Origin of the sequence: Aeromicrobium sp. Root472D3, from assembly GCF_001426485.1 — a bacterium.
Taxonomy (GTDB): domain Bacteria; phylum Actinomycetota; class Actinomycetes; order Propionibacteriales; family Nocardioidaceae; genus Aeromicrobium.
This window is the reverse complement of sequence record NZ_LMET01000001.1, coordinates 2,626,333-2,646,778: the sequence shown is the minus strand read 5'-3', so window position 1 is coordinate 2,646,778 and position 20,446 is coordinate 2,626,333. Positions and strand designations below refer to the sequence as shown.

General features: G+C 72.0%; 15 protein-coding genes. 11 read left to right on the top strand and 4 right to left on the bottom strand.

Annotated elements, in window-relative coordinates:
• Positions 1-110 precede the first annotated feature (110 nt).
• Entirely contained in the window at positions 111-773 is a 663-nt protein-coding gene (locus tag ASD10_RS13040; protein ID WP_056609090.1) for a TrkA family potassium uptake protein, read from the bottom strand.
• Complete coding sequence (locus tag ASD10_RS13035) at positions 773-1,435, bottom strand: TrkA family potassium uptake protein (RefSeq protein WP_056609088.1); 663 nt, start codon at positions 1,433-1,435, stop codon at positions 773-775. The genes ASD10_RS13040 and ASD10_RS13035 overlap by 1 nt, the downstream gene beginning before the upstream one ends.
• A gap of 70 nt (positions 1,436-1,505) precedes the next feature.
• Here ASD10_RS13035 and ASD10_RS13030 point away from each other — a divergent pair, with 70 nt between their 5' ends.
• Entirely contained in the window at positions 1,506-3,518 is a 2,013-nt protein-coding gene (locus tag ASD10_RS13030) for an APC family permease (protein ID WP_056609086.1), read from the top strand.
• On the top strand, positions 3,515-4,753 hold the full coding sequence (locus tag ASD10_RS13025; protein WP_056609084.1) for a class I SAM-dependent RNA methyltransferase: 1,239 nt from the start codon (positions 3,515-3,517) through the stop codon (positions 4,751-4,753). Before ASD10_RS13030 ends, ASD10_RS13025 begins: the two co-directional genes overlap by 4 nt.
• A gap of 28 nt (positions 4,754-4,781) precedes the next feature.
• Here the strand turns inward: ASD10_RS13025 and ASD10_RS13020 are convergent, their stop codons facing one another.
• Both ASD10_RS13020 and ASD10_RS13015 read right to left on the bottom strand, forming a co-directional pair.
• Positions 4,782-6,278, bottom strand: a complete 1,497-nt coding sequence (locus tag ASD10_RS13020) for a DUF6297 family protein (RefSeq protein ID WP_056609082.1) — start codon at positions 6,276-6,278, stop codon at positions 4,782-4,784.
• On the bottom strand, positions 6,275-6,922 hold the full coding sequence (locus ASD10_RS13015; RefSeq protein ID WP_056609079.1) for an ABC transporter ATP-binding protein: 648 nt from the start codon (positions 6,920-6,922) through the stop codon (positions 6,275-6,277). Before ASD10_RS13015 ends, ASD10_RS13020 begins: the two co-directional genes overlap by 4 nt.
• Before the next feature lie 94 nt (positions 6,923-7,016).
• On the opposite strand from ASD10_RS13015, the gene ASD10_RS13010 reads away from it, so the two are divergent.
• The 9 genes from ASD10_RS13010 to ASD10_RS12970 all read left to right on the top strand — a co-directional run bounded on the left by ASD10_RS13010 (position 7,017) and on the right by ASD10_RS12970 (position 20,444).
• Positions 7,017-9,701, top strand: coding sequence for an SCO7613 C-terminal domain-containing membrane protein (locus ASD10_RS13010; protein ID WP_157432587.1), 2,685 nt, complete (start codon positions 7,017-7,019; stop codon positions 9,699-9,701).
• A 7-nt stretch (positions 9,702-9,708) separates the two neighbouring features.
• Positions 9,709-10,419, top strand: coding sequence for a hypothetical protein (locus ASD10_RS13005; protein ID WP_056609076.1), 711 nt, complete (start codon positions 9,709-9,711; stop codon positions 10,417-10,419).
• Positions 10,420-10,561: 142 nt separating this feature from the next.
• Positions 10,562-13,252 carry an aconitate hydratase AcnA gene (acnA, locus tag ASD10_RS13000; protein WP_056610538.1) on the top strand — a complete coding sequence of 897 codons (2,691 nt, stop codon included), beginning with the start codon at positions 10,562-10,564 and terminating at the stop codon, positions 13,250-13,252.
• 231 nt (positions 13,253-13,483) lie between these two features.
• Positions 13,484-14,593: a sugar ABC transporter substrate-binding protein gene (locus ASD10_RS12995; protein ID WP_056609073.1), complete on the top strand. Its 1,110-nt coding sequence runs from the start codon at positions 13,484-13,486 to the stop codon at positions 14,591-14,593.
• A gap of 101 nt (positions 14,594-14,694) precedes the next feature.
• Positions 14,695-15,474, top strand: coding sequence for an ATP-binding cassette domain-containing protein (locus ASD10_RS12990; protein WP_056609071.1), 780 nt, complete (start codon positions 14,695-14,697; stop codon positions 15,472-15,474).
• A gap of 19 nt (positions 15,475-15,493) precedes the next feature.
• A complete protein-coding gene (locus ASD10_RS12985; RefSeq protein ID WP_056609070.1) occupies positions 15,494-16,756 on the top strand; it encodes a sugar ABC transporter permease in 1,263 nt (420 codons plus the stop codon).
• 2 nt (positions 16,757-16,758) lie between these two features.
• Positions 16,759-17,982 (top strand): ROK family transcriptional regulator, encoded by a 1,224-nt coding sequence (locus ASD10_RS12980; RefSeq protein WP_056609068.1) that lies wholly within the window; start codon positions 16,759-16,761, stop codon positions 17,980-17,982.
• A gap of 21 nt (positions 17,983-18,003) precedes the next feature.
• Positions 18,004-19,626 carry a PP2C family protein-serine/threonine phosphatase gene (locus tag ASD10_RS12975; protein ID WP_056609066.1) on the top strand — a complete coding sequence of 541 codons (1,623 nt, stop codon included), beginning with the start codon at positions 18,004-18,006 and terminating at the stop codon, positions 19,624-19,626.
• On the top strand, positions 19,623-20,444 hold the full coding sequence (locus ASD10_RS12970) for a hypothetical protein (RefSeq protein WP_056609064.1): 822 nt from the start codon (positions 19,623-19,625) through the stop codon (positions 20,442-20,444). Before ASD10_RS12975 ends, ASD10_RS12970 begins: the two co-directional genes overlap by 4 nt.
• The last annotated feature ends 2 nt before the right edge of the window (positions 20,445-20,446 follow it).

The following is a 20,446-nucleotide window of genomic DNA, read 5'->3' as shown; positions in this document are numbered from 1 at the left end:
CGGGGAGAGGGTTGCAGCCCCTCGACGAGGGGGTTGTCGTCGTCGTGTCCGACAGCCTGTGACTGCCCGAGGGGCCGTCACCCACTCCTCGGCCGGGGTGCGCTGGGCGTCTAGTGCTTGGGGGAGAGGAGCTCGCCGAGGGTGTCCTCGGCGTCCTCGGGCGTCACGAACAGCAGCTCGTCGCCCGACTCGAGCGATCGGTCGGCGTCGGGCGTCTCGATCGAGCTGTCGCGCAGGATCGCGACCAGCACGACGTCGGCCGGCCACGGCACCTCGCTGACGCGCTTGCCGATGAACGGCGAGTCGGCCGGCATCGTGAGCTCGACCAGGTTGGCGTTGCTCTGCCGGAACGTGAACAGCCGCACCAGGTCACCGACCGTCACGGCCTCCTCGACCAGCGCCGACATCAGGCGCGGGGTCGAGACCGAGACGTCGACGCCCCACGACTCGCTGAACAACCACTCGTTGCTGGGGTGGTTGACCCGGCCGACCGTGCGCGGCACGGCGAACTCGGTCTTCGCGAGCAGCGAGATGACGAGGTTGGCCTTGTCGTCGCCGGTCGCCGAGATCACGACGTCGCACGACTCGAGCTGCGCCTCCTCGAGCGACGAGAGCTCGCACGCGTCGGCCAGCAGCCACTGCGCCTCGGGCACCATCTCGGCCCGGATGGACGCGGGGGACTTGTCGATCAGGAGGATCGAGTGCCCGTTCTGGATGAGCTCCTGGGCCACCGAGCGCCCGACGGCGCCCGCTCCGGCGATGACGACGCGCATCAGCTGTCCTCCGGTCCGGCGTCGAGGGCCGCGTGCGAGTCGTCGGCGGTCGACTCGAGCATGAACAGGCTCAGGTAGTCGCCCTCCTGGATGACGGTGTCGGGCGTCGCGATCAGGCCCGTGCCGAGTCGCGTCAGGTACGCGACGCGCACCTTGGCGGTGGCCTCGAGCTCGGCGATGCGGTGGCCGATCCAGCTGAACGGCGCGTAGACGAGGTCGAGCCGGACGTGACCGGACTGGTCGCGCCACGCGGGCTCCGAGCCGGCGGGGACGAGGCGGCGCAGCACCTGGTCGGCGGCCCAGGGGACCGTCGCGACCGTGGGGACGCCGAGACGCTCGTAGACCTCGGCGCGGCCCGGGTCGTAGATGCGGGCGACGACGTTCTCGATCTTGAACTGCTCACGCGCGACGCGCGCCGAGATGATGTTCGAGTTGTCACCGCTGGAGACCGCCGCGAACGCGTCGGCCCGCTCGATGCCGGCCTTGACCAGGACGTCGCGGTCGAAGCCCATGCCGGTGACCGTGATGCCGGTGAAAGCGGGGCCCAGACGGCGGAACGCGTCGGGGTTGCTGTCGATCACGGCGGTCGTGTGACCGCGGGCCTCGAGGTTGCGGGTCAGCGTCGAGCCGACGCGCCCGCAGCCCATGATGACGATGTGCACGGAGGCGACGCTACACCGACGGGAGCGCTCGTGCGGACGAGAGCCACCGACAGGTCTAGCATCGTCTCTCGTGGGAGTCACCGAGGTCGCCAAACGTGCACTGGTCGGGCGCAAGCTCCGCAGCGAACAGCTCGGTGAGACGCTCCTGCCGAAGCGCATCGCGCTGCCGGTGTTCGCGAGCGACGCGCTGTCGTCGGTGGCGTACGCACCCGACGAGATCTTCCTGACGCTGTCGATCGGCGGCCTGTCGGCCTACGCCTTCAACTGGAAGATCGGCATCGCCGTGACGCTGGTGCTGATCACGGTCGTGGCGTCGTACCGCCAGAACGTCCACGCCTACCCCAGCGGCGGCGGCGACTACGAGGTCGCGACCGTCAACCTGGGCCCGACCGCCGGCCTCACGGTCGGCAGCGCCCTGCTGGTCGACTACGTGCTGACCGTCGCGGTGTCGATCTCGTCGGGGGTGCAGAACGCCGCCTCGGCGCTGCCGTGGCTGGAGGGGCACGAGGCGACGGCCGCGTCCGCGCTGGTGGTCCTGCTGATGGCGATCAACCTGCGCGGCACCAAGGAGTCGGGCTCGGCGTTCGCGATCCCGACCTACCTGTTCATGGTCGCGATCTTGATGATGGGCCTGTGGGGCTACGCCCGCTACCTGTTCGGCGACCTGCCGACGGTGCCCAGCGCGCAGTTCGACATCGCTCCGGAGGGGCAGTTCGAGCAGGGCCTGACGGGCGTCGCGATGGTGTTCCTGCTGGCCCGCGCCTTCTCGTCGGGCTGCGCGGCCCTGACGGGCGTCGAGGCGATCAGCAACGGCGTGCCCGCGTTCAAGAAGCCCAAGAGCAAGAACGCCGCCACGACGCTGCTGCTGCTCGGCACCCTCGCAATCACGATGCTGATGAGCATCATCGTGCTGGCCGACCTGATGAAGCTGCGCTACGTCGAGAACCCTGCCGAGCAGCTGCTGCGCCCGAACGGGATGCCGGTCGGCGACTCTTACTCGCAGGACACCGTCATCGGTCAGCTCGCCAAGACGCTCTACAGCGACTTCACGCCGCTGTTCTACTTCACGATCGCGTGCACTGGCATCATCCTGGTGCTCGCCGCCAACACCGCGTTCAACGGCTTCCCGGTGCTGGGCTCGATCCTGGCCCGCGACGGCTTCCTGCCGCGCCAGCTCGACACGCGCGGCGACCGCCTGACGTTCAGCAACGGCATCATCGTGCTGGCGCTCGCGGCGATCGTCCTGATCCAGGCGTTCGACGCCGAGGTCACCAAGCTCATCCAGCTGTACATCGTCGGCGTGTTCGTCTCGTTCAACCTGAGCCAGCTCGGCATGATCAAGCACTGGAACCGCCACCTGCGCACCGAGACCGATCCCGCGGCCAGGTCGCGCATGAAGCGCTCGCGCATCGTCAACGCGATCGGCCTGGGCATGACCGCGACGGTCCTGGTCATCGTCCTGCTGACCAAGTTCCTCGCCGGCGCGTGGATCGCGATCGTCGCGATGGTCCTGGTGTTCCTGCTGATGCGCGGCATCGGGCGCCACTACGACCGGGTGTCCGACGAGCTCGCGATCGACGACACCGACGTGACGCTGCCATCGCGCGTCCACGCGATCGTGCTGGTCAGCAAGCTGCACAAGCCGACGATGCGGGCGCTCGCGTACGCCCGGGTGTCGCGCCCCAACTCGCTCGAGGCGCTGACGGTCGAGTTCGACCCGGCCGAGACGGCTGCGCTGATGAAGCAGTGGGAGGAGCTGGCGATCCCGATCCCGTTGAAGGTCGTCAACTCGCCCTACCGCGAGCTGCTGCGCCCCGTCATCCGCTACGTCAAGGAGCTGCGCAAGCAGGGCCCGCGCGACATCATCACGGTCTACATCCCCGAGTACGTCGTGGGCCGCTGGTGGGAGCAGCTGCTGCACAACCAGACCGCGCTGCGGCTCAAGGGGCGTCTGCTGTTCATGCCCGGCGTCATGGTCACGAGCGTGCCGTACCAGCTGAGCTCGGCCGGTCGCGCCAAGAAGAAGCTCGCCAAGCCGCGACCCGCCCCCGGCGACGTCCGCCGCGGGTTCCGCGACCGATGACGACGGCACCCCCGGTCGACGAGGCCGGCCCGGTCGTCGAGGTCGGTCCCGTCGCGCACGGCGGCCACTGCGTCGCGCGCCTCGACGGGCAGGTCGTCTTCGTGCGCCACGCCCTGCCGGGCGAGACGGTGCGCCTCGCGATCACCGAGCGGACGTCGAGCTTCCTGCGCGCCGACGCCGTCGAGGTGCTGCGGGCCGCCCCGGGCCGGGTCGAGGCGCCGTGCTCCTACGCGGGCCCCGGCGGGTGCGGGGGCTGCGACTTCCAGCACGTCGACCCCGCGGTGCAGCGCGGTCTGCTCGGCGACGTCGTGAGCGAGCAGCTGCGTCGGCTGGCGGGCATCGACCGCGCCGTCGAGGTCGAGGCGGTCACGCCCGACGCCCTCGGCTGGCGCACCCGCGTGCAGTTCGCGGTCGACCCCGACGGGCGTCCGGGTCTGCGCCGCCACCGCTCGCACGAGATCGTCCCGGTCGAGCGGTGCCTCATCGCCCACCCCGACCTGCCGCGGGTGACCGGGCGCACGTGGGACGACACCTCGGTCGAGGGCATCGTCTCGTCCACCGGCGACCGGCTCCTGGTGACCGACGCGAGCATCAGCGACGAGGTCGAGGCCGAGGTCGGCGGGGTCGTCGCGACCGACGGGACGGTCCGCGGCGGTCGCGGCGCCGTGACCGAGCAGGTCCGCGACGTCGACTTCCGCGTCTCGGGCTCGGGGTTCTGGCAGGTGCACCCGGCAGCCGCCGAGACGCTGGTCGCGGCGGTGCTCGAGGGAGCCGATGTCTCAGCCGGCGACACCGTGCTCGACCTGTACGCGGGCGTCGGCCTGTTCACGTCGTTCCTGGCCGACGGGGTGGGGGAGTCCGGCACGGTGCTCAGCGTCGAGTCCGACCCGGGAGGCTCGCGCGACGCCCGCCGCAACCTGCACGACGTGCCGCAGGTGACCCTGGTCGGCGAGACGGTCGAGCGGGCCCTGCGTCAGCGACTGCTGGGCGAGACCGCCGACGTCGTGGTGCTCGACCCGCCGCGCACGGGCGCGAAGAAGGCCGTGCAGGGCATCGTCGACCTGGCGCCGCGCCGCATCGTCTACGTCGCGTGCGATCCCGCCGCGCTGGCCCGCGACCTCGCGTCGTTCGCGGCGCGGGGCTACGAGCTGGCGGGTCTGCGCGCGTTCGCGCTGTTCCCGATGACGCACCACGTCGAGTGCGTGGCCGTCCTGGCCCCCACCGCCACGCGCTGAGCCCGCTGCCCGCACGGGGAGGAAGCGCTCAGCGGGGTGAGCGGCGGGCGACGAGGTAGCTGACGACCGAGCCGGTCAGCGCGAGCGAGACGAGCGCGCCGGTGCTGTTCGGGGCCACGAGCATCGGCACCACGCCGAGGAAGACGATGTCGAAGCCGCGCAGGGCGCTGCCGATGAGGCCGGTGGGGATCGCGCCGGTCGGTGACGCGATGAGCGGCATGGAGTAGTCGGGCGGCGGCGCGAGCATCCACCGGGCGATCGCCGCCAGTGCCGTGGCGCCCGTCGCGACGGAGACGAACAGCGTGTCGGCGACCGTCGGGTCGTCGAGCGACCGCCCGATCGCCGGCGCGGCGGCGAGCGACCACACGAGCAGCAGCCCGCCGGGGACGACGAGCGTCGCCGACCGCACCTCGGCCAGCGACATCGGGAAGCAGCGCACCAGGCCGGGGTTGCGGCCCGTCGTCCGCAGTGCCGAGAACGACCACAGCCCGCAGAGGAAGGCGGCCAGCGCGCTGGCGAGCACCGTGGTGTCGTCGAGGTCGAGGCGCAGCACGACGTAGGGGACGAGCAGCGCCGCGACGAGGGCCGCGAGCGCACCCGGGGCCCGCCGCAGCCGGACGACGTCGCGCCACACCAGCGCCCACAGGCCCTCGGGGCCGCCGCGCGACGGCCGCACCGTGGCCCGGTCGCGCCACCGCCGGGCGACCAGCACGTCGTACGCCAGCGACAGGTCGAGCCCGGCGAGAGCGCCCGACAGGCTCGCGAGCAGGGAGCCGCCGGGCACGAGCTGGGCGCGCAGCAGTCGCGGGACCCGTGCGGCCGCTCGGACGATCAGCGCCACGGCGGCCGCTCCTGCGACGCCGGCCGCGACCCAGCCGGCGGGACGCCCGAGCCACCCGGTGGTCGTGGACGGCTCGACGTCCAGCGCGACGAGCAGCATCCACACGGCGGTCGCGGTCGCCAGCAGCAGCGCGGCGATCCGGGTGGGCCGGCCGTCGCGGGCCTGCCAGATCGCGGCGCAGGCGGTGACCCCGGCCCCGACGAGCGCGGTGCCGGCCGACAGGACACCGATCTCGATGTACCCGAGCCCGGCCAGCAGCCCGGTGACCGCGACGACCGCCGCGCACGCGACGGCCGCGGCAGCGGCCGCCGCGACGAGCCGGCGGCGCAGCAACGGGCCTCGGTCGACGGGTGTCGTCAGCAGCCACGCGCCGGTGGCCGGCGTCACCATGACGGGACCGATCGCCTGTGCCGCCGCCAGGGTCGTGGCGACCATGCCGGCCACGGTGGCCCAGACGAGCGACGTGCGCGCGTCGTCGCACGTCGACGTGGTGCAGGCCGAGGCGATGCTCACCCGCGTCTGCACCATGGCGCTGATCGCCATCGCGCCGCCGAGCACGATCGTGAAGACCCACACGTACGCCTCGGAGGCCTGCTCGTAGAGCGTCGTGTCGGCGCGGTCGCGACGCCACGCCCGCATCTGCCGGCGCAGCGAGCGGGCGCCGGTCGCCTCGACGGTCGTCACAGGTCGCCGAGGTCGAGGATCCAGTCCGCGACGGCCTCGACGAGGCCGGCGTCGTGGCTGACGAGCAGGACGCCCAGTCCGTCGGCCTTCTCGGCGTTCAGCCGCTCGGCCAGCCACGCGAGGCCCGCGGCGTCGAGACGCTGCTCGGGCTCGTCGAGGATCAGCAGCCGCCGGGGGCGGACAAAGGCGCTGGCCAGTGCGAGCCGGCGTCGCTGCCCCGACGACAGCGTGCCCGGCAGCTGCGCGGCCTGGTGCTCGAGGCCGACGTCGGCCAGCACGGCGTCGACGACGGCGTCGGCACCGGCGACCCGGTGGGCGCGGGCGAGCAGGTTGAGGTGCTCGACGACGCTCAGGTCGGGGAAGAAGTCGAGATCGTCCATCACGACGGCGAGGTCGCGACGCGTCGCGGCCGACCGCTCGTCGAGCGGCTCGCCGTCGAGCTCGACCGTGCCGCTCGTGGCCTGGTCGGCCCCGGCGATGCAGCGCAGGGCCGTCGACTTGCCGGCGCCGTTGGGGCCCACGAGGGCCAGCGCCTCGCCGCTGCGCAGCTCGAGGTCGAGCCCCTCGAGGACGTGCAGCTCGCCGAAGCTGCGGTGCAGGTCGCTGACGCGCAGGAGCGGCGGTGTCGCCGGGGTCTTGGCCATGACGCCCACGGTAGTGCGGCCCGCGGAACCGGCGGCGGTCCGACGCGCACCACCGGTGCTTGTGCCCGACTGCCACGCACGACACAGTGTGGGCATGCGCTTCGCCGACCCGCAGGCCTGCCCGGACTGTCGTGGCGCGATCGCGGGGCAACCCGCCTGCCCGCACTGCGGGCTCGACCTCACGTCGGTCGAGGTGCGTCAGCTGTGGCAGGTGCTGCTGCAGGCCGACGACCTGCTCGGCCGTGCCGCCCGCCGTCCGCGCGCGGCCGCACCGGGTCGGGCCGCCGCGCACCCCGCGCCACCGGCACCCGCGCCGTCGACGCCCGCGCCGCCGGTGCCGTCCCCGTCCCCGCCGCCGCAGGCGCCTGCCGCTCCGGCCGCTCCGTCCCAGCCGCCGCCGCCGTTCGTGCCGGGCCCCGCGACACCCGTGTTCCCCGCGCCTCCGCCACCGCAGCCCGCCGCCGAGCCCGTCCCGGCCGCGCCGGGCGCCGGCCCGCAGCCCGCCCCCGACCCCGCCTGGCGCATGCGCCCGCCGGAGGCCGCGCCGACCGCGACCGATCGATCGTGGTCGGTCGGCACGATCCTGCTGGTGCTCGGAGCGTTCGGCCTGGTCGTGGCCGCGTCGATCTTCGTCACCCGGTCGTGGGAGGACATCGGCCTGGCCGGACGCACGCTGATCCTGCTGGCCGTCACGACCGTCTTCGGCGGGCTCGGCGTGTGGGTCACCCGCCGTCCCCTGCGGGCGTCGGCCGAGGCCGTGTGGTCGGTGTTCCTGGCCCTGCTGACGCTCGACTTCTTCGCGGCGCGGCACGAGGACCTCGTGGGCCTCGGCGCGCTCGAGGTCGCGGGCGGGTGGCTCGTCTGGGGTGTCGTCGCGCTGGCGCTGGCCGCGGGCATCTCGGCGTGGGCGCGCCCGCACGTCCGCGCCGACCTCGTGGTCCCGGCCGTCGCGGGCGGGATCGCGATCACGGTCGCCGGCGTCGGTGCCGGTGCGATCGGCGACGACTGGGACTTCGCGTGGCGGGCGCTGCTCGCGCTCGTGGTCGCCGGGGTGCTGGCGCTCGCGACCCGGCCGGTGGGCTCGGCGTCGATGACGTCGGTCGCCCGGGTCGTGGTGGCGGGCTTCTACGTCTTCGCCTACGGGGCGGCCGTCGTCGAGCTCCTGACCCATCCCGCGCTCGACGACGTCGCGCGGGGCGGCCACGGCGGGCCGCTGCTGCTCATGGTCGTCGCGTCGGTCGTCATCGCGTCGGTCGTGCCGGTCGTGCGCATCCCGGCGGTGGCACTGGCCGTGGTCGGTGCCTCGGCCCTGGTCGTCACGCCGGCGGTCGAGGCCGGCAGCCTCGAGGTCGCCTGGGCGGTCCTCTCGGTCCTCGCGGTGGTGCTGACGGCCGCCACGTCCAGGGGGTCCACCGACTGGATGCGCGGGGCCCGCGCCGGAGCGGTCCCCGCGGTGGCTGCGGTCGCGGTTGTCCAGCTCGTGCTGGTGGGCGAGGCGCTCGGCACGGCGGGCTCGATCCTGGACAACGTCTGGCGATCGAGCTGGAGCGCGCGTCTCGACGCCACCGTGGTCGACGACCACGCCGCGTGGGTCGTGCCGGTCGTGCTCGTCGGCCTGCTCGCCACGACGTGGTGGGTGACGGCATGGCCCGAGCTCGCGCCCGTCCGGGCGCGGCGGGGCGCCGTCCTGGGCTCGACGCTGGCACTCGGCTCGGTCACGTCGGTCGTCGCCCTGCGCCCCGCGGTGTGGGGGGTCGCGGCGGTGCTGCTGCTCCTGGCCGCCGCCGCGGCCTGGTCCCGGCTGCGCCCCGGCGCGGAGCCGCAGGGCCCGGCGTCGGTGCCGACCCCCGTCGCGCTGGCGCTCGTCCTGGCCGCCTCGGCCCTCGCCCTGGCGTCGCACGGTGTGTCCGCGGCGACCTGGCTCGTGGGTGGCGTGGTCCTCGGGGCCGTCGCGCTCGCGAGCCGCGACGTCGGGCTCGCCCGGGCGCACGCGGCGATCGGTACCGGCCTCCTCGTCGCCGGCGCCGCGGCGACGGTCGGGCTGCTCGACGTGGACGACTCCGTCGTGCCGCCCCTGGTCGCCGTCGTCGTGGCGCTGCTGCTGATGGCTGCCGCCCGCCTCGTCCGTCCCGACCACCCGGTCTCGCCGGCCGTCGAGATCGCGGCCGGGGTAGCGCTCGCCGGCGCCCTGCTGGTGCCCGCCGGATCGGGCGGCATCGCGGTGCGCTGGACGGTCGCCGGCGTCGGACTGATCGCCCTGGCGCTCGTCGCCGGCGGACGCCGCTGGCTGGTGTGGCCGGGCATGTCGGCCCTGGTGGTCGCGTACGTCGCCCTGATCGTCGACAGCGGCTTCTCGTTCGTCGAGGCGTACACGCTTCCCCTCGGCGCCGCGGCGCTCGCCGCGGGGGTCTGGGCCACGGCCCGACGCCCCGATGCGAGCACCTGGACGCTGCTCGGCCCCGGACTGGCCCTCGCCCTGCTGCCGAGCGTGCCGCAGTCGCTGGCCGATCCCACCGGGCTCCGCGCGCTGCTGCTCGGGCTCGGCGCTCTCGTCGTGCTCGCGGTCGCGGTCCGGCTGGGCTGGCAGGCCCCGTTCGTGGCCGGCACGTCGATCCTGCTGCTGATCGTGCTGTTCAACATCGGGCCGTACGCGAACGCCGCGCCGCGGGTCGTGCTCATCGCCGTCGTCAGCGCCGTCCTGCTGGGGATCGGCATCACCTGGGAGGACCGCGTGCGGGACGGGCGCAAGCTCGTGGCCTACGTGCGGTCGATGCGATAGGAGCACCATGACGACGAGCGGCACGTCCGGGACCACCACGGCCAGCACGGTCCGCCGGCTGCGGCGCGAGGCGCTGGGCCAGGACGCCCTGCTGTTCAGCGCCGCGTTCTCGGCGGGCGCGCTGCTCTACGTCGTCGCCGAGGTCGTGCAGCTCGCCGTCGACGACGGTGCGACGCGCGACCTCTGGTCGGTGACGCTGTCGGAGCACCTCGTCCTGGTCGGGCTCATCGTCGGCGAGCTGTTCGTCGTGGTCAACAACGGCCTGCGGCAGGGCCTCCGGGGCCACAGCATCGGCAAGCACCGGGTCGGGCTCGCGGTCGTCGACGTCCGGACCGGTGCCCCCACCGGCGCGCTGCGCGGCGTGCTGCGCGGTGTCGTGATGGCGGTGCTGCTCGACCTCGCCGCGGCCGCCGTCCCGGTCGGCCTGCCGACGGTGCTGCGCCGGCTGACGCCCGAGGCCTGGCACGTCGGGGGAGCGGCCTACCTCGCGCTGCTGGTGCTGCTGGTCCCCCTCCTGCTGTCGACCGACCGGGGGCTCGCCGACCGGCTGGTCGGCACGCGCGTCGTGCTGGGGGTGGGGGAGCGCGCCGTGACGTCCGAGCGACGCAGCCGGGTGCTGACCGTCATCGAGGTGCTGGGCGTCGTCGGCCTGCTGTCGGTCGCGCTGGCCTACATCGCGTTCTTCGCCCAGGTGCTCCGGTTCCCCGACCTGTTCTGACGGCGCGCGTCGCGTGCGGATCGTCTCGACATCATGTATCTTGATATCAAGATACATCGTGGTCCCGGGTTAGGTGAGCCTGACCGTGCGCCGTCGGGCGCCGCTGGGCAGGATGGAACAGACCTCTCGAAGGAGAATGACGATGGCCGTCGACAGCTTCAATTCCAAGGACTCCCTCTCAGTCGGGGACGCCTCGTACGACTACTACCGTCTGGGTGCGGTGACCGGTGAGGGGCTCGACGTCTCGACCCTCCCGTTCAGCCTCAAGGTGCTGCTCGAATCGCTCCTGCGCACCGAGGACGGTGCCGACATCACGCAGGCCGACATCGAGGCGCTCGCCGGCTGGGACGCCGACGCCGAGCCCTCCAAGGAGATCCAGTTCACGCCCGCCCGCGTGATCATGCAGGACTTCACCGGCGTGCCCTGCGTCGTCGACCTCGCCACGATGCGCGAGGCGATGGCCGACCTGGGCGGCGACGCCACCAAGATCAACCCCCTCGCGCCGGCCGAGATGGTCATCGACCACTCCGTCATCGCCGACGTCTTCGGCACGCCGGAGGCCTTCGAGCGCAACGTCGAGATCGAGTACGAGCGCAACCGCGAGCGCTACCAGTTCCTGCGCTGGGGACAGGGTGCGTTCGACGACTTCAAGGTCGTCCCGCCCGGAACCGGCATCGTGCACCAGGTCAACATCGAGAAGCTCGCCCGCGTCGTCTTCGACAAGACCCTCGCCGACGGAAGCACGCTGGTCTACCCCGACTCCTGCGTCGGCACCGACTCGCACACCACGATGGTCAACGGCCTGGGCGTCGTCGGCTGGGGCGTCGGCGGCATCGAGGCCGAGGCAGCGATGCTCGGCCAGCCCATCAGCATGCTGATCCCGCGCGTCGTCGGCTTCAAGCTGTCGGGCGAGCTGCCGGAGGGCGCCACCGCCACCGACCTCGTGCTCGTCATCACCGAGAAGCTGCGCCAGCACGGCGTCGTCGGCAAGTTCGTCGAGTTCTACGGCTCGGGCGTCGGCGCGGTGCCGCTGGCCAACCGCGCCACGATCGGCAACATGAGCCCCGAGTACGGCTCGACGATCGCGGTCTTCCCGATCGACGACGAGACCACCAAGTACATGCGCCTGACGGGTCGCGACGAGGAGCAGATCGCGCTCGTCGAGGCCTACGCGAAGGCCCAGGGCCTGTGGCACGACCCCGACCACGAGCCGCGCTTCTCGGAGTACCTCGAGCTCGACCTCGGCGACGTCGTCCCGTCGATCGCCGGCCCCAAGCGCCCGCAGGACCGCGTCTCGCTGACCGAGTCGGCGTCGTCGTTCCAGACGGCCCTGGCCGACTACGCGGGCTCGTCCGACGCGTCCGACGTCCAGTCGGTCACGCTCGAGGACGGCACGTCGTTCGACATCGACCACGGTGCCGTCACGATCGCCGCGATCACGTCGTGCACCAACACGTCCAACCCGTCGGTCATGATCGGCGCGGGCCTGCTGGCCAAGAAGGCCGTCGAGAAGGGCCTGCAGCGCAAGCCGTGGGTCAAGACGACGCTGGCACCGGGCTCGAAGGTCGTCACCGACTACTACGAGAAGTCGGGCCTCAACGTCTACCTCGACAAGCTCGGCTTCAACCTCGTCGGCTACGGCTGCACGACGTGCATCGGCAACTCCGGGCCGCTGATCCCCGAGGTCAGCAAGGCCGTCAACGACGGTGACCTCGCTGTCACCGCGGTGCTGTCGGGCAACCGCAACTTCGAGGGTCGCATCAACCCCGACATCAAGATGAACTACCTGGCGTCGCCCCCGCTGGTCATCGCGTACGCGCTGGCCGGCTCGATGGCCGTCGACCTGTTCAACGACGCGCTGGGCCAGGACGAGGACGGCAACGACGTCTTCATGAAGGACATCTGGCCCACGCCGCAGGAGATCGAGGACGTCATCGCGTCGTCGATCGACTCCGACACCTTCAGCCGCGAGTACGCCGACGTGTTCGCCGGTGACGAGCGCTGGCAGAACCTGCCGACGCCCGACGGCGACGTGTTCGAGTGGGACGCCGACTCGACGTACGTCCGCAAGGCGCCGTACTTCGACGGCATGAAGCTCGAGCCCGACGACGTCACCGAGGTGTCGGGCGCGCGGGTGCTGCTCAAGCTGGGCGACTCGGTCACGACCGACCACATCAGCCCCGCCGGTGCGATCAAGAAGGACAGCCCCGCCGGGAAGTACCTCTCCGAGCACGGCATCGAGGCCCGCGACTTCAACTCCTACGGATCGCGTCGCGGCAACCACGAGGTCATGATCCGCGGCACGTTCGCCAACATCCGCCTGCGCAACCAGATGGCGCCGGGCACCGAGGGCGGCTTCACGCGCAACCTGGTCGGCGACGGCGAGGTCACGAGCATCTTCGAGGCGTCCGAGGCCTACGCGGCCGCCGGCGTCCCGCTGGTCGTCCTGACGGGCAAGGAGTACGGCTCGGGCTCGTCGCGCGACTGGGCGGCCAAGGGCACCGCGCTGCTGGGCGTCAAGGTCGTCATCGCCGAGTCGTACGAGCGCATCCACCGCTCGAACCTGATCGGCATGGGCGTCCTGCCGCTGCAGTACCCCGCGGGCCAGACGGCCGAGTCGCTCGGCCTGACGGGCGAGGAGTCGTTCGACTTCACGGGCATCACCGAGCTCAACGAGGGCCGCACGCCCAAGACCGTCCACGTCGCGGCCACCGCGGCCGACGGATCGGTCGTCGAGTTCGACGCCGTCGTGCGCATCGACACGCCCGGCGAGGCGAACTACTACCGCAACGGCGGCATCATGCCGTACGTCCTGCGCAGCCTGCTCGACTGACGTCCGCTGCGCATCTGCGCAGGTCAGAGGGTACGAAGGGGTGTCGCCGAACCGGCGGCACCCCTTCGTCGTGCCCGTGACCGGACGAAATGTCGTCCGCCGCACCAATTTGTTGTCCGAGTTGCTGGACGTGACCCCCGCCACGCTATACGTTGTCCCAAACAACAAACGCGTTACGTGGGCGAAACATCCTCGGCCAGGACGCACAACGGAGGAAGTGGAGGCGGTCTGGTGAAGCGGACACGCAATCTCGTGCTGGCATCGGTCATGGGTTTGACTCTCGCGCTCAGCGCGTGCGGCAGCAGCGACAGCAGTGGTGGCAGCGACGGCGGCAGCACCGGCGGCGGCGACAGCGCGGCCAAGGGCAAGATCGGCGTCATCCTCCCGGACACCAAGTCGTCCGTGCGGTGGGAGAGCGCTGACAAGCCGGCGCTCGAGGCGGCCTTCAAGGCTGCCGACGTCGACTACGACGTCCAGAACGCCGAGGGCGACGCCGACAAGATGGCGACGATCGCCGACGGCATGATCACCGACGGCGTGACGGTCCTCGCGATCGTCAACCTCGACTCCGACTCGGGTGCGGCCATCGAGGCCAAGGCGGCCAAGCAGGGCGTCAAGACGATCGACTACGACCGTCTGACCCTCGGCGGCTCGGCCGACGTCTACATCTCGTACGACAACAGCAAGGTCGGCGCCCTGCAGGGCGAGGGCCTGCAGAAGTGCCTCGAGGCCGACGGCAAGACCGACGCCAACATCATCTACCTGAACGGCTCGCCGACCGACAACAACGCGACCCTGTTCTCCGAGGGTGCGCACAGCGTCCTCGACAAGGTGTCGACGTACAAGAACGCCGCCGAGCAGGCCGTCCCGGACTGGGACAACGACAAGGCCGTCACGATCTTCGAGCAGCTCTACACGAAGGTCAGCGGCAAGGTCGACGGCGTCTACGCGGCCAACGACGGCCTCGCGGGCGGCGTCATCTCGATCCTGAAGAAGAACGGCCAGAACGGCAAGGTGCCGGTCACCGGTCAGGACGCCTCGGTCGAGGGTCTGCAGAACATCCTCACGGGTGACCAGTGCATGACGATCCAGAAGTCGGCCACCGGCCAGGCCAAGGCACTCGCCGAGACGGCGATCGCCATGGTCAAGGGCGAGGACGTCAAGACCACGGGCACCGTCAAGGACGACACGGGCAGCCGTGACGTCCCGTCGATCCTGCTGGACCCGGTCGCGATCGACAAGACCAACGTCCAGGCCGTCGTCGACGCCGGAGACCTGAAGGCCTCCGACATCTGCACCGCCGACTTCGCGAAGCTCTGCGAGGAGAACGGCGTCAAGTAGCACCCAGGGGTGCGGTCCGCCGGTCACGCCGGCGGGCCGCACCCGCTGCTGCTCGCACCACCCCCGTCACATCTCGGAACCAGCACCTCGGAAGGCTCACCATGAGCGACACGACCCCACTCCTGCAGCTGCGCGGAGTCAACAAGAGCTTCGGCGTCGTCCACGTCCTGCACGACGTCGACCTCGCCATCTACCCCGGTCAGGTGACCGCCCTCGTCGGCGACAACGGCGCCGGCAAGTCGACGCTGGTCAAGGCCATCGCAGGCATCTACCCCGCCGACACCGGCGACTACCTCTTCGAGGGCGAGAAGGTCTCGGTCCACGGACCGAAGGACGCCGCGGCCCTCGGCATCGAGATCGTCTACCAGGACCTCGCCCTGTGCGACAACCTCGACATCGTCGAGAACATGTTCCTCGGTCGCGAGAGCAAGAACGGCATCGTCCTCGACGAGTCGACGATGGAGGCCAAGGCACGCGAGGCGCTCAAGTCGCTGTCGGTCCGCACCGTCAAGTCGGTGCGCCAGAGCGTGTCGAGCCTGTCGGGCGGCCAGCGCCAGACCGTGGCGATCGCCAAGTCGGTGCTGTGGAACTCCAAGGTCGTGCTGCTCGACGAGCCGACCGCTGCCCTCGGCGTGGCCCAGACCCGACAGGTGCTCGACCTCGTGCGCCGTCTGGCCGACTCCGGCGTCGGCGTGCTGCTGATCTCGCACAACCTCACGGACGTGTTCGAGGTCGCCGACCGCATCACCGCGCTGTACCTCGGCCGCGTCGCGGCCGACGTCGCGACGAAGGACGTCACCTCGCGCCAAGTGGTCGAGCTCATCACGACCGGCACATCATCCGACCTCGACGTGGCCCCGCGCCCGTCCACCACCGTCTGAACCGGGGGACACACCACTCATGGCTGACATCATCAGCGACGCGGAGCAGGCAGGCTTCGCCAACGACCTCACGCAGTCCAACACCCTCGGCGACTCCGTCAAGGCCTACGTGCAGCGCGTGCGCGGCGGCGACATGGGCGCCCTGCCGTCGATCGCCGGACTCGTGGTCCTGTTCATCGTCTTCGGCCTGGCCAACGACCGCTTCCTGTCGAACCTCAACATGGCCAACCTGGCCACGCAGGCCGGCTCGATCATCATCCTCGCGATGGCGCTCGTGCCGGTGCTGCTGCTCGGCGACATCGACCTGTCGGCCGGTGTGGCCGGCAGCACGGGTGCCGCCGTCATGGGCCTGCTGATCGTCGACCACGGCCAGGGATGGGCCGTCGCCGTCGTGGCCGGGCTGCTCACGGGCACCGTCATCGGCATCGTCACGGGCGTGCTCGTCGCGAAGCTCGGCATCCCGTCGTTCGTCGTGACCCTGGCGTTCTTCCTCGGCCTGCAGGGCGTCCTGCTCAAGCTGATCGGCGAGGGCGGGTCCGTCCGCATCGACCAGCCGGTCATCAGCGGGATCGCGAACACCAACATGAGCGTCCTGGCCGGCTGGATCGCGGCGGTCGTCATCATCGTCGTGTTCGCCGCGCTGCGTCTGCTGCAGCACCGCCGCAAGGTCGCGCAGAACCTGCAGCACCAGCCGCTGGCCGTCGTCATCGTGCAGATCGTCGCGATGGCCGTCGTGCTGCTGGGCATCACGCTGATCCTGAACCAGAACCGCAGCGTCAACCCGAACTTCCCGATCGAGGGCATCCCGTACGTCATCCCGCTGGTCGTCGTCCTGCTGATCGCCTGGACGTTCGCGCTCGGCCGCACCACCTGGGGACGCCACGTCTACGCCGTCGGCGGCAACGCCGAGGCGGCCCGTCGCGCCGGCATCAACGTCGACCGCATCCGCATCTCGGTGTTCATGATGTGCACGACCATGGCGGTCGTCAGCGGCATCGTCCTGGCCTCGTACGGCGGCAAGGTGTCGACGGCGTCCGGTGGCGGCAACACGCTGCTGTACGCGGTCGGTGCGGCCGTCATCGGTGGCACGAGCCTCTTCGGTGGCAAGGGCAAGGCGAGCAACGCCGTCGTCGGTGGCCTGGTCATCGCGACGATCGCCAACGGTCTCGGCCTGCTGGCCCAGGCCTCGTGGATCAACTACGTCGTGACCGGCGGCGTGCTGCTGCTCGCGGCCACCGTCGACGCGATCTCGCGCAGGCGGCGTTCCGCGACAGGCCTGTAACCATGGCCTCCGCGGGGCGCGCGGGAGTCGGCACCAACCAGGAGGACGTGCGTCGGCACAACCTGGGCACCGTCCTGGGGCACATCCACCGGGCGGGCCGGCTCTCGCGGGCCGAGCTGACGACGCGCATGGGCCTCAACCGCAGCACCATCGCGGGGCTCGTCGCCGAGCTGGAGTCGTTGGGACTGGCCGAGCAGGCCAAGCCCTCCGGCGCCCGGCTCGGCGCGGGCCGCCCGTCGGTCGACGTCAAGGCCCGCAACGGGGCGTACGTCCTGGCGGTCGACCTGCGGGTCGACGGCCTGACGGTCGCCCGCGTGGGTCTCGGCGGGGTCATCCAGTCCCGCGCGACCGGACCGGTGCCCGCGGGGCACGACCCGCACGCCGTTGCGGGCTCGGTCGTCGACCTGATGCGCCTGGTCGTCAAGGACGTCGAGCCCGACGCGGCGCTGGTCGGCGTCGGCGTCGGCGTGCCGGGGATCATCCGGGCCGACGACGGGCTGGTGCGCTTCGCGCCCAACCTCGACTGGCACGACGTGCCGTTCGCCGAGATCCTCGGCGTCCGGCTGGGCGCTCTCGGCGTCCCCGTGCTGGGCAACGATGCCGACCTCGGCGCGCTGGCCGAGCACCTGCGAGGGGCCGGCGTGGGCGTCGAGGACCTCGTCTACCTGTCGGGCGAGGTCGGCGTCGGTGCCGGTGTCATCGTCAACGGTCACAAGCTCGAGGGCGCCGGCGGCTACGCGGGCGAGATCGGCCACATGCCGTTCCAGCCCGACGGACGCCTGTGCCACTGCGGTGCGCGCGGGTGCTGGGAGACCGAGATCGGCGCCGACGCCATCGCCGCGGCGATCGGCTGCCCGCCCGAGCGGGTCGGCGCGCTGGGGGAGTTCCTCGAGGGCGTGCACGACGCGTCGCCCGAGCTGCGGCTCGTGGGATCGCACCTGGGACGGGGCATCGCGGGCATCGTCAACATGCTGAACCCGCGGGTCATCGTGCTGGGCGGCTACCTGCGCTCGTTGTTCCCGCTGGTGCACGAGGACGTGGAGGCGCAGCTGGCCGTCCACGCGCTGACGGCGCCGCGCGAGCTCGCACGCGTCACGCTGCCCGGCCTGAGCGGCGACTCGGTGCTGCACGGCGCGGCCGAGCTGGCCTTCGAGCCGCTGCTGGCCGATCCGGTCGAGCGGCTCGCGGCGTCGTGCCGCGACGCCGATGCGGCGCTGGCCAGCTGAGCGGTTCAGTAGGATCGTGTCGTGCAGCGCGATCTCTTCTCGGCAGCCGGCGGCCTGCGCCCGGGGCTCGACCAGGTGGACTGGGCGTCCACCCCGCTGGGCGCGGTCGACACCTGGAGCCCGACGTTGCGCGGCACCGTCGACCTGATGATGCACAGCAAGTTCCCGATGACGCTGCTGTGGGCACCGTCGTTCGTCGTGCTCTACAACGAGGCCTACGTCGAGCTCATCGGCGACAAGCACCCGGCCGCGATCGGCGCGCCCGCCGAGGTCGTGTTCGCCGAGGCGTGGCCGCAGATCGCGCCCATGATGCAGGGCGTCGCCGAGACGGGTGAGGCGCTCCTGGTCGAGCACGCCCTGGTGCCGCTCGAGCGCCACGGCTTCCTCGAGGACTGCTACTTCACGTTCTCGTACTCGGCGGTCCGCGGCTCCGACGGCACGATCGAGGGCGTCATCGACGTCGTGACCGAGACGACCCGCCAGGTGCAGGGGCAGCGACGCGTCGAGCTGCTCGCGCGGCTGTCCGAGGAGCTCGCCGACGTCGCGGACGCCGACGACGTCCGTGCCCGCGCGCTGCAGGTGCTGCGCGGCGGGTCCGACGAGCTCGAGGTCGTCGACATCCGCGAGGCCACCGTCGACGAGCACGGTCGCACGACCGGCCTGCCCGACGCCCCGGACGAGCCGCTCGACGGCGAGCACGTCGTCGTCCAGACCCTCGACGACGGTGCCCGGATCGCGTGGGCGGTGGCGGGCGCCACCCGGGCGGGCGTCGAGCCGTTCGTCCTGGTGCTGCGACTGGCGCCGCGGGTCAGGGTCGACCGCGACCTGCGCGACACGATCCGCCTGGCCGCCTCGATCGTCGGCAGGGCGTTGGGACGCGCCCGGACCGAGCAGGCCGAGCGGGCGCACCGCGAGCTCGAGGCCCAGCTGTCCGAGACGCTGCAGCGCAGCCTGCTGTCGCGCCCCGTGCAGCGCGACGACGTCCAGGTGGCCGTGCGCTACGTGCCGGCCTCGACCGAGGCGCAGGTCGGCGGCGACTGGTACGACGCCTTCGCGCTGCCGCACGGCGACCTCGCCGTCGTCATCGGCGACGTGACGGGTCACGACCGCGACGCGGCGGCGATGATGGCGCAGTTGCGCAACCTGACCCGCGGCGTCTCGATGACGGCGCGGCAGACGCCCGCCGAGGTGCTGTCGTCGCTCGAGGGCGCGGTGACGGGCCTGCAGCTCGACGTGCTCGCGACGGCGGTCGTCGCCCACCTCGCTGATGCCGCCGACGACGGTGCGATGACCTTCCGCTGGTCGAACGCGGGTCATCCGCCGCCCGTGCTGGTCTCGCCCGACGGCGTCGCGACGGTGCTGCACCGCAAGGCCGACGTCCTGCTGGGCCTGCTGGCCGCCGAGCGGGTCGACCACCACGTCGTGGCTCCCGTCGGCAGCACCGTGGTGCTCTACACCGACGGCCTGATCGAGCGGCGCGACCACGACCTCGACGACGGGTTCGCGTGGCTCGAGCAGGTGCTCGCCGACACGCAGCACCTCGACCTCGAGCAGGTCTGCGAGCTGCTGCTCGCGCAGATGCCCGGCACGGTCGACGACGACGTGGCGCTGCTGGTGCTGCGCACCGGACCGGTGCCGCGATGACGGTGTGGCTCTGCGAGGCCTGCGCCGTCGAGCGCGGACCCTCCGCCGACGCGCCCGGGCCCTGCCCGATCTGCGACGACGAGCGCCAGTACGTCCCCGCCGCGGGCCAGAGGTGGACGACCCTCGAGCGGCTGCGGTCGCAGGGTCGGTCGGTCGACGTCACCCGGGTGTCGGACCGATTCTGGTCGGTCGGCGCCGACGACGTGGGCATCGGCCAGCGGGCGTCGCTGGTCCGCACCGCTGCGGGCAACCTGCTGTTCGACCCGCCGGGCCTGATCGACGCGGCATCGGTCGACCGGGTCCGCGAGCTCGGCGGCGTCGCCGCGATCGTCGCCAGCCACCCGCACATGTACGGGGCGCAGTCGGCGTGGTCGGCGGCCTTCGACGACGCACCGATCTGGGTCGCGGACGCCGACGACCGGTGGGTCGGTCACCGGGTCCCGGCGATGCGCACGTGGACCGACGCGTTCGAGGTGCTCCCCGGCCTGCTGCTCGACCAGGTCGGCGGTCACTTCCCGGGCAGCACCGTCGCGCTCTGGGTCGACCCGCCCGAGACGGGACGCGGCCTGCTGCTGGCCGGCGACGCGATCTTCCCGGTCGCCGACGGGGGAGTGACGTTCCTGCGCAGCTACCCCAACCGCATCCCGCTGTCGGCCGCGGTCGTGCGCCGCATCGCCGCGCACGTCGGTCGGTGGGAGTACGACCACCTCTACAACAACGTCGGGGCCGGCATCGGTCCGGGTGCCGACGCGATCGTCCAGCGGTCCGCGCAGCGCTACGTCGAGTGGGTCAGCGGGGCGAACGACCACCTGACGTGAGA

What these genes read in the sequence shown, in the direction of transcription:
- ASD10_RS13040 (WP_056609090.1), bottom strand. Translation starts at nt 773, where the DNA reads ATGCGCGTCGTCATCGCCGGAGCGGGCGCCGTCGGGCGCTCGGTGGCC.
- ASD10_RS13025 (WP_056609084.1), top strand. Translation starts at nt 3,515, where the DNA reads ATGACGACGGCACCCCCGGTCGACGAGGCCGGCCCGGTCGTCGAGGTC.
- ASD10_RS13015 (WP_056609079.1), bottom strand. Translation starts at nt 6,922, where the DNA reads ATGGCCAAGACCCCGGCGACACCGCCGCTCCTGCGCGTCAGCGACCTG.
- ASD10_RS13010 (WP_157432587.1), top strand. Translation starts at nt 7,017, where the DNA reads ATGCGCTTCGCCGACCCGCAGGCCTGCCCGGACTGTCGTGGCGCGATC.
- ASD10_RS13005 (WP_056609076.1), top strand. Translation starts at nt 9,709, where the DNA reads ATGACGACGAGCGGCACGTCCGGGACCACCACGGCCAGCACGGTCCGC.
- acnA (WP_056610538.1), top strand. Translation starts at nt 10,562, where the DNA reads ATGGCCGTCGACAGCTTCAATTCCAAGGACTCCCTCTCAGTCGGGGAC.
- ASD10_RS12990 (WP_056609071.1), top strand. Translation starts at nt 14,695, where the DNA reads ATGAGCGACACGACCCCACTCCTGCAGCTGCGCGGAGTCAACAAGAGC.
- ASD10_RS12985 (WP_056609070.1), top strand. Translation starts at nt 15,494, where the DNA reads ATGGCTGACATCATCAGCGACGCGGAGCAGGCAGGCTTCGCCAACGAC.
- ASD10_RS12980 (WP_056609068.1), top strand. Translation starts at nt 16,759, where the DNA reads ATGGCCTCCGCGGGGCGCGCGGGAGTCGGCACCAACCAGGAGGACGTG.
- ASD10_RS12970 (WP_056609064.1), top strand. Translation starts at nt 19,623, where the DNA reads ATGACGGTGTGGCTCTGCGAGGCCTGCGCCGTCGAGCGCGGACCCTCC.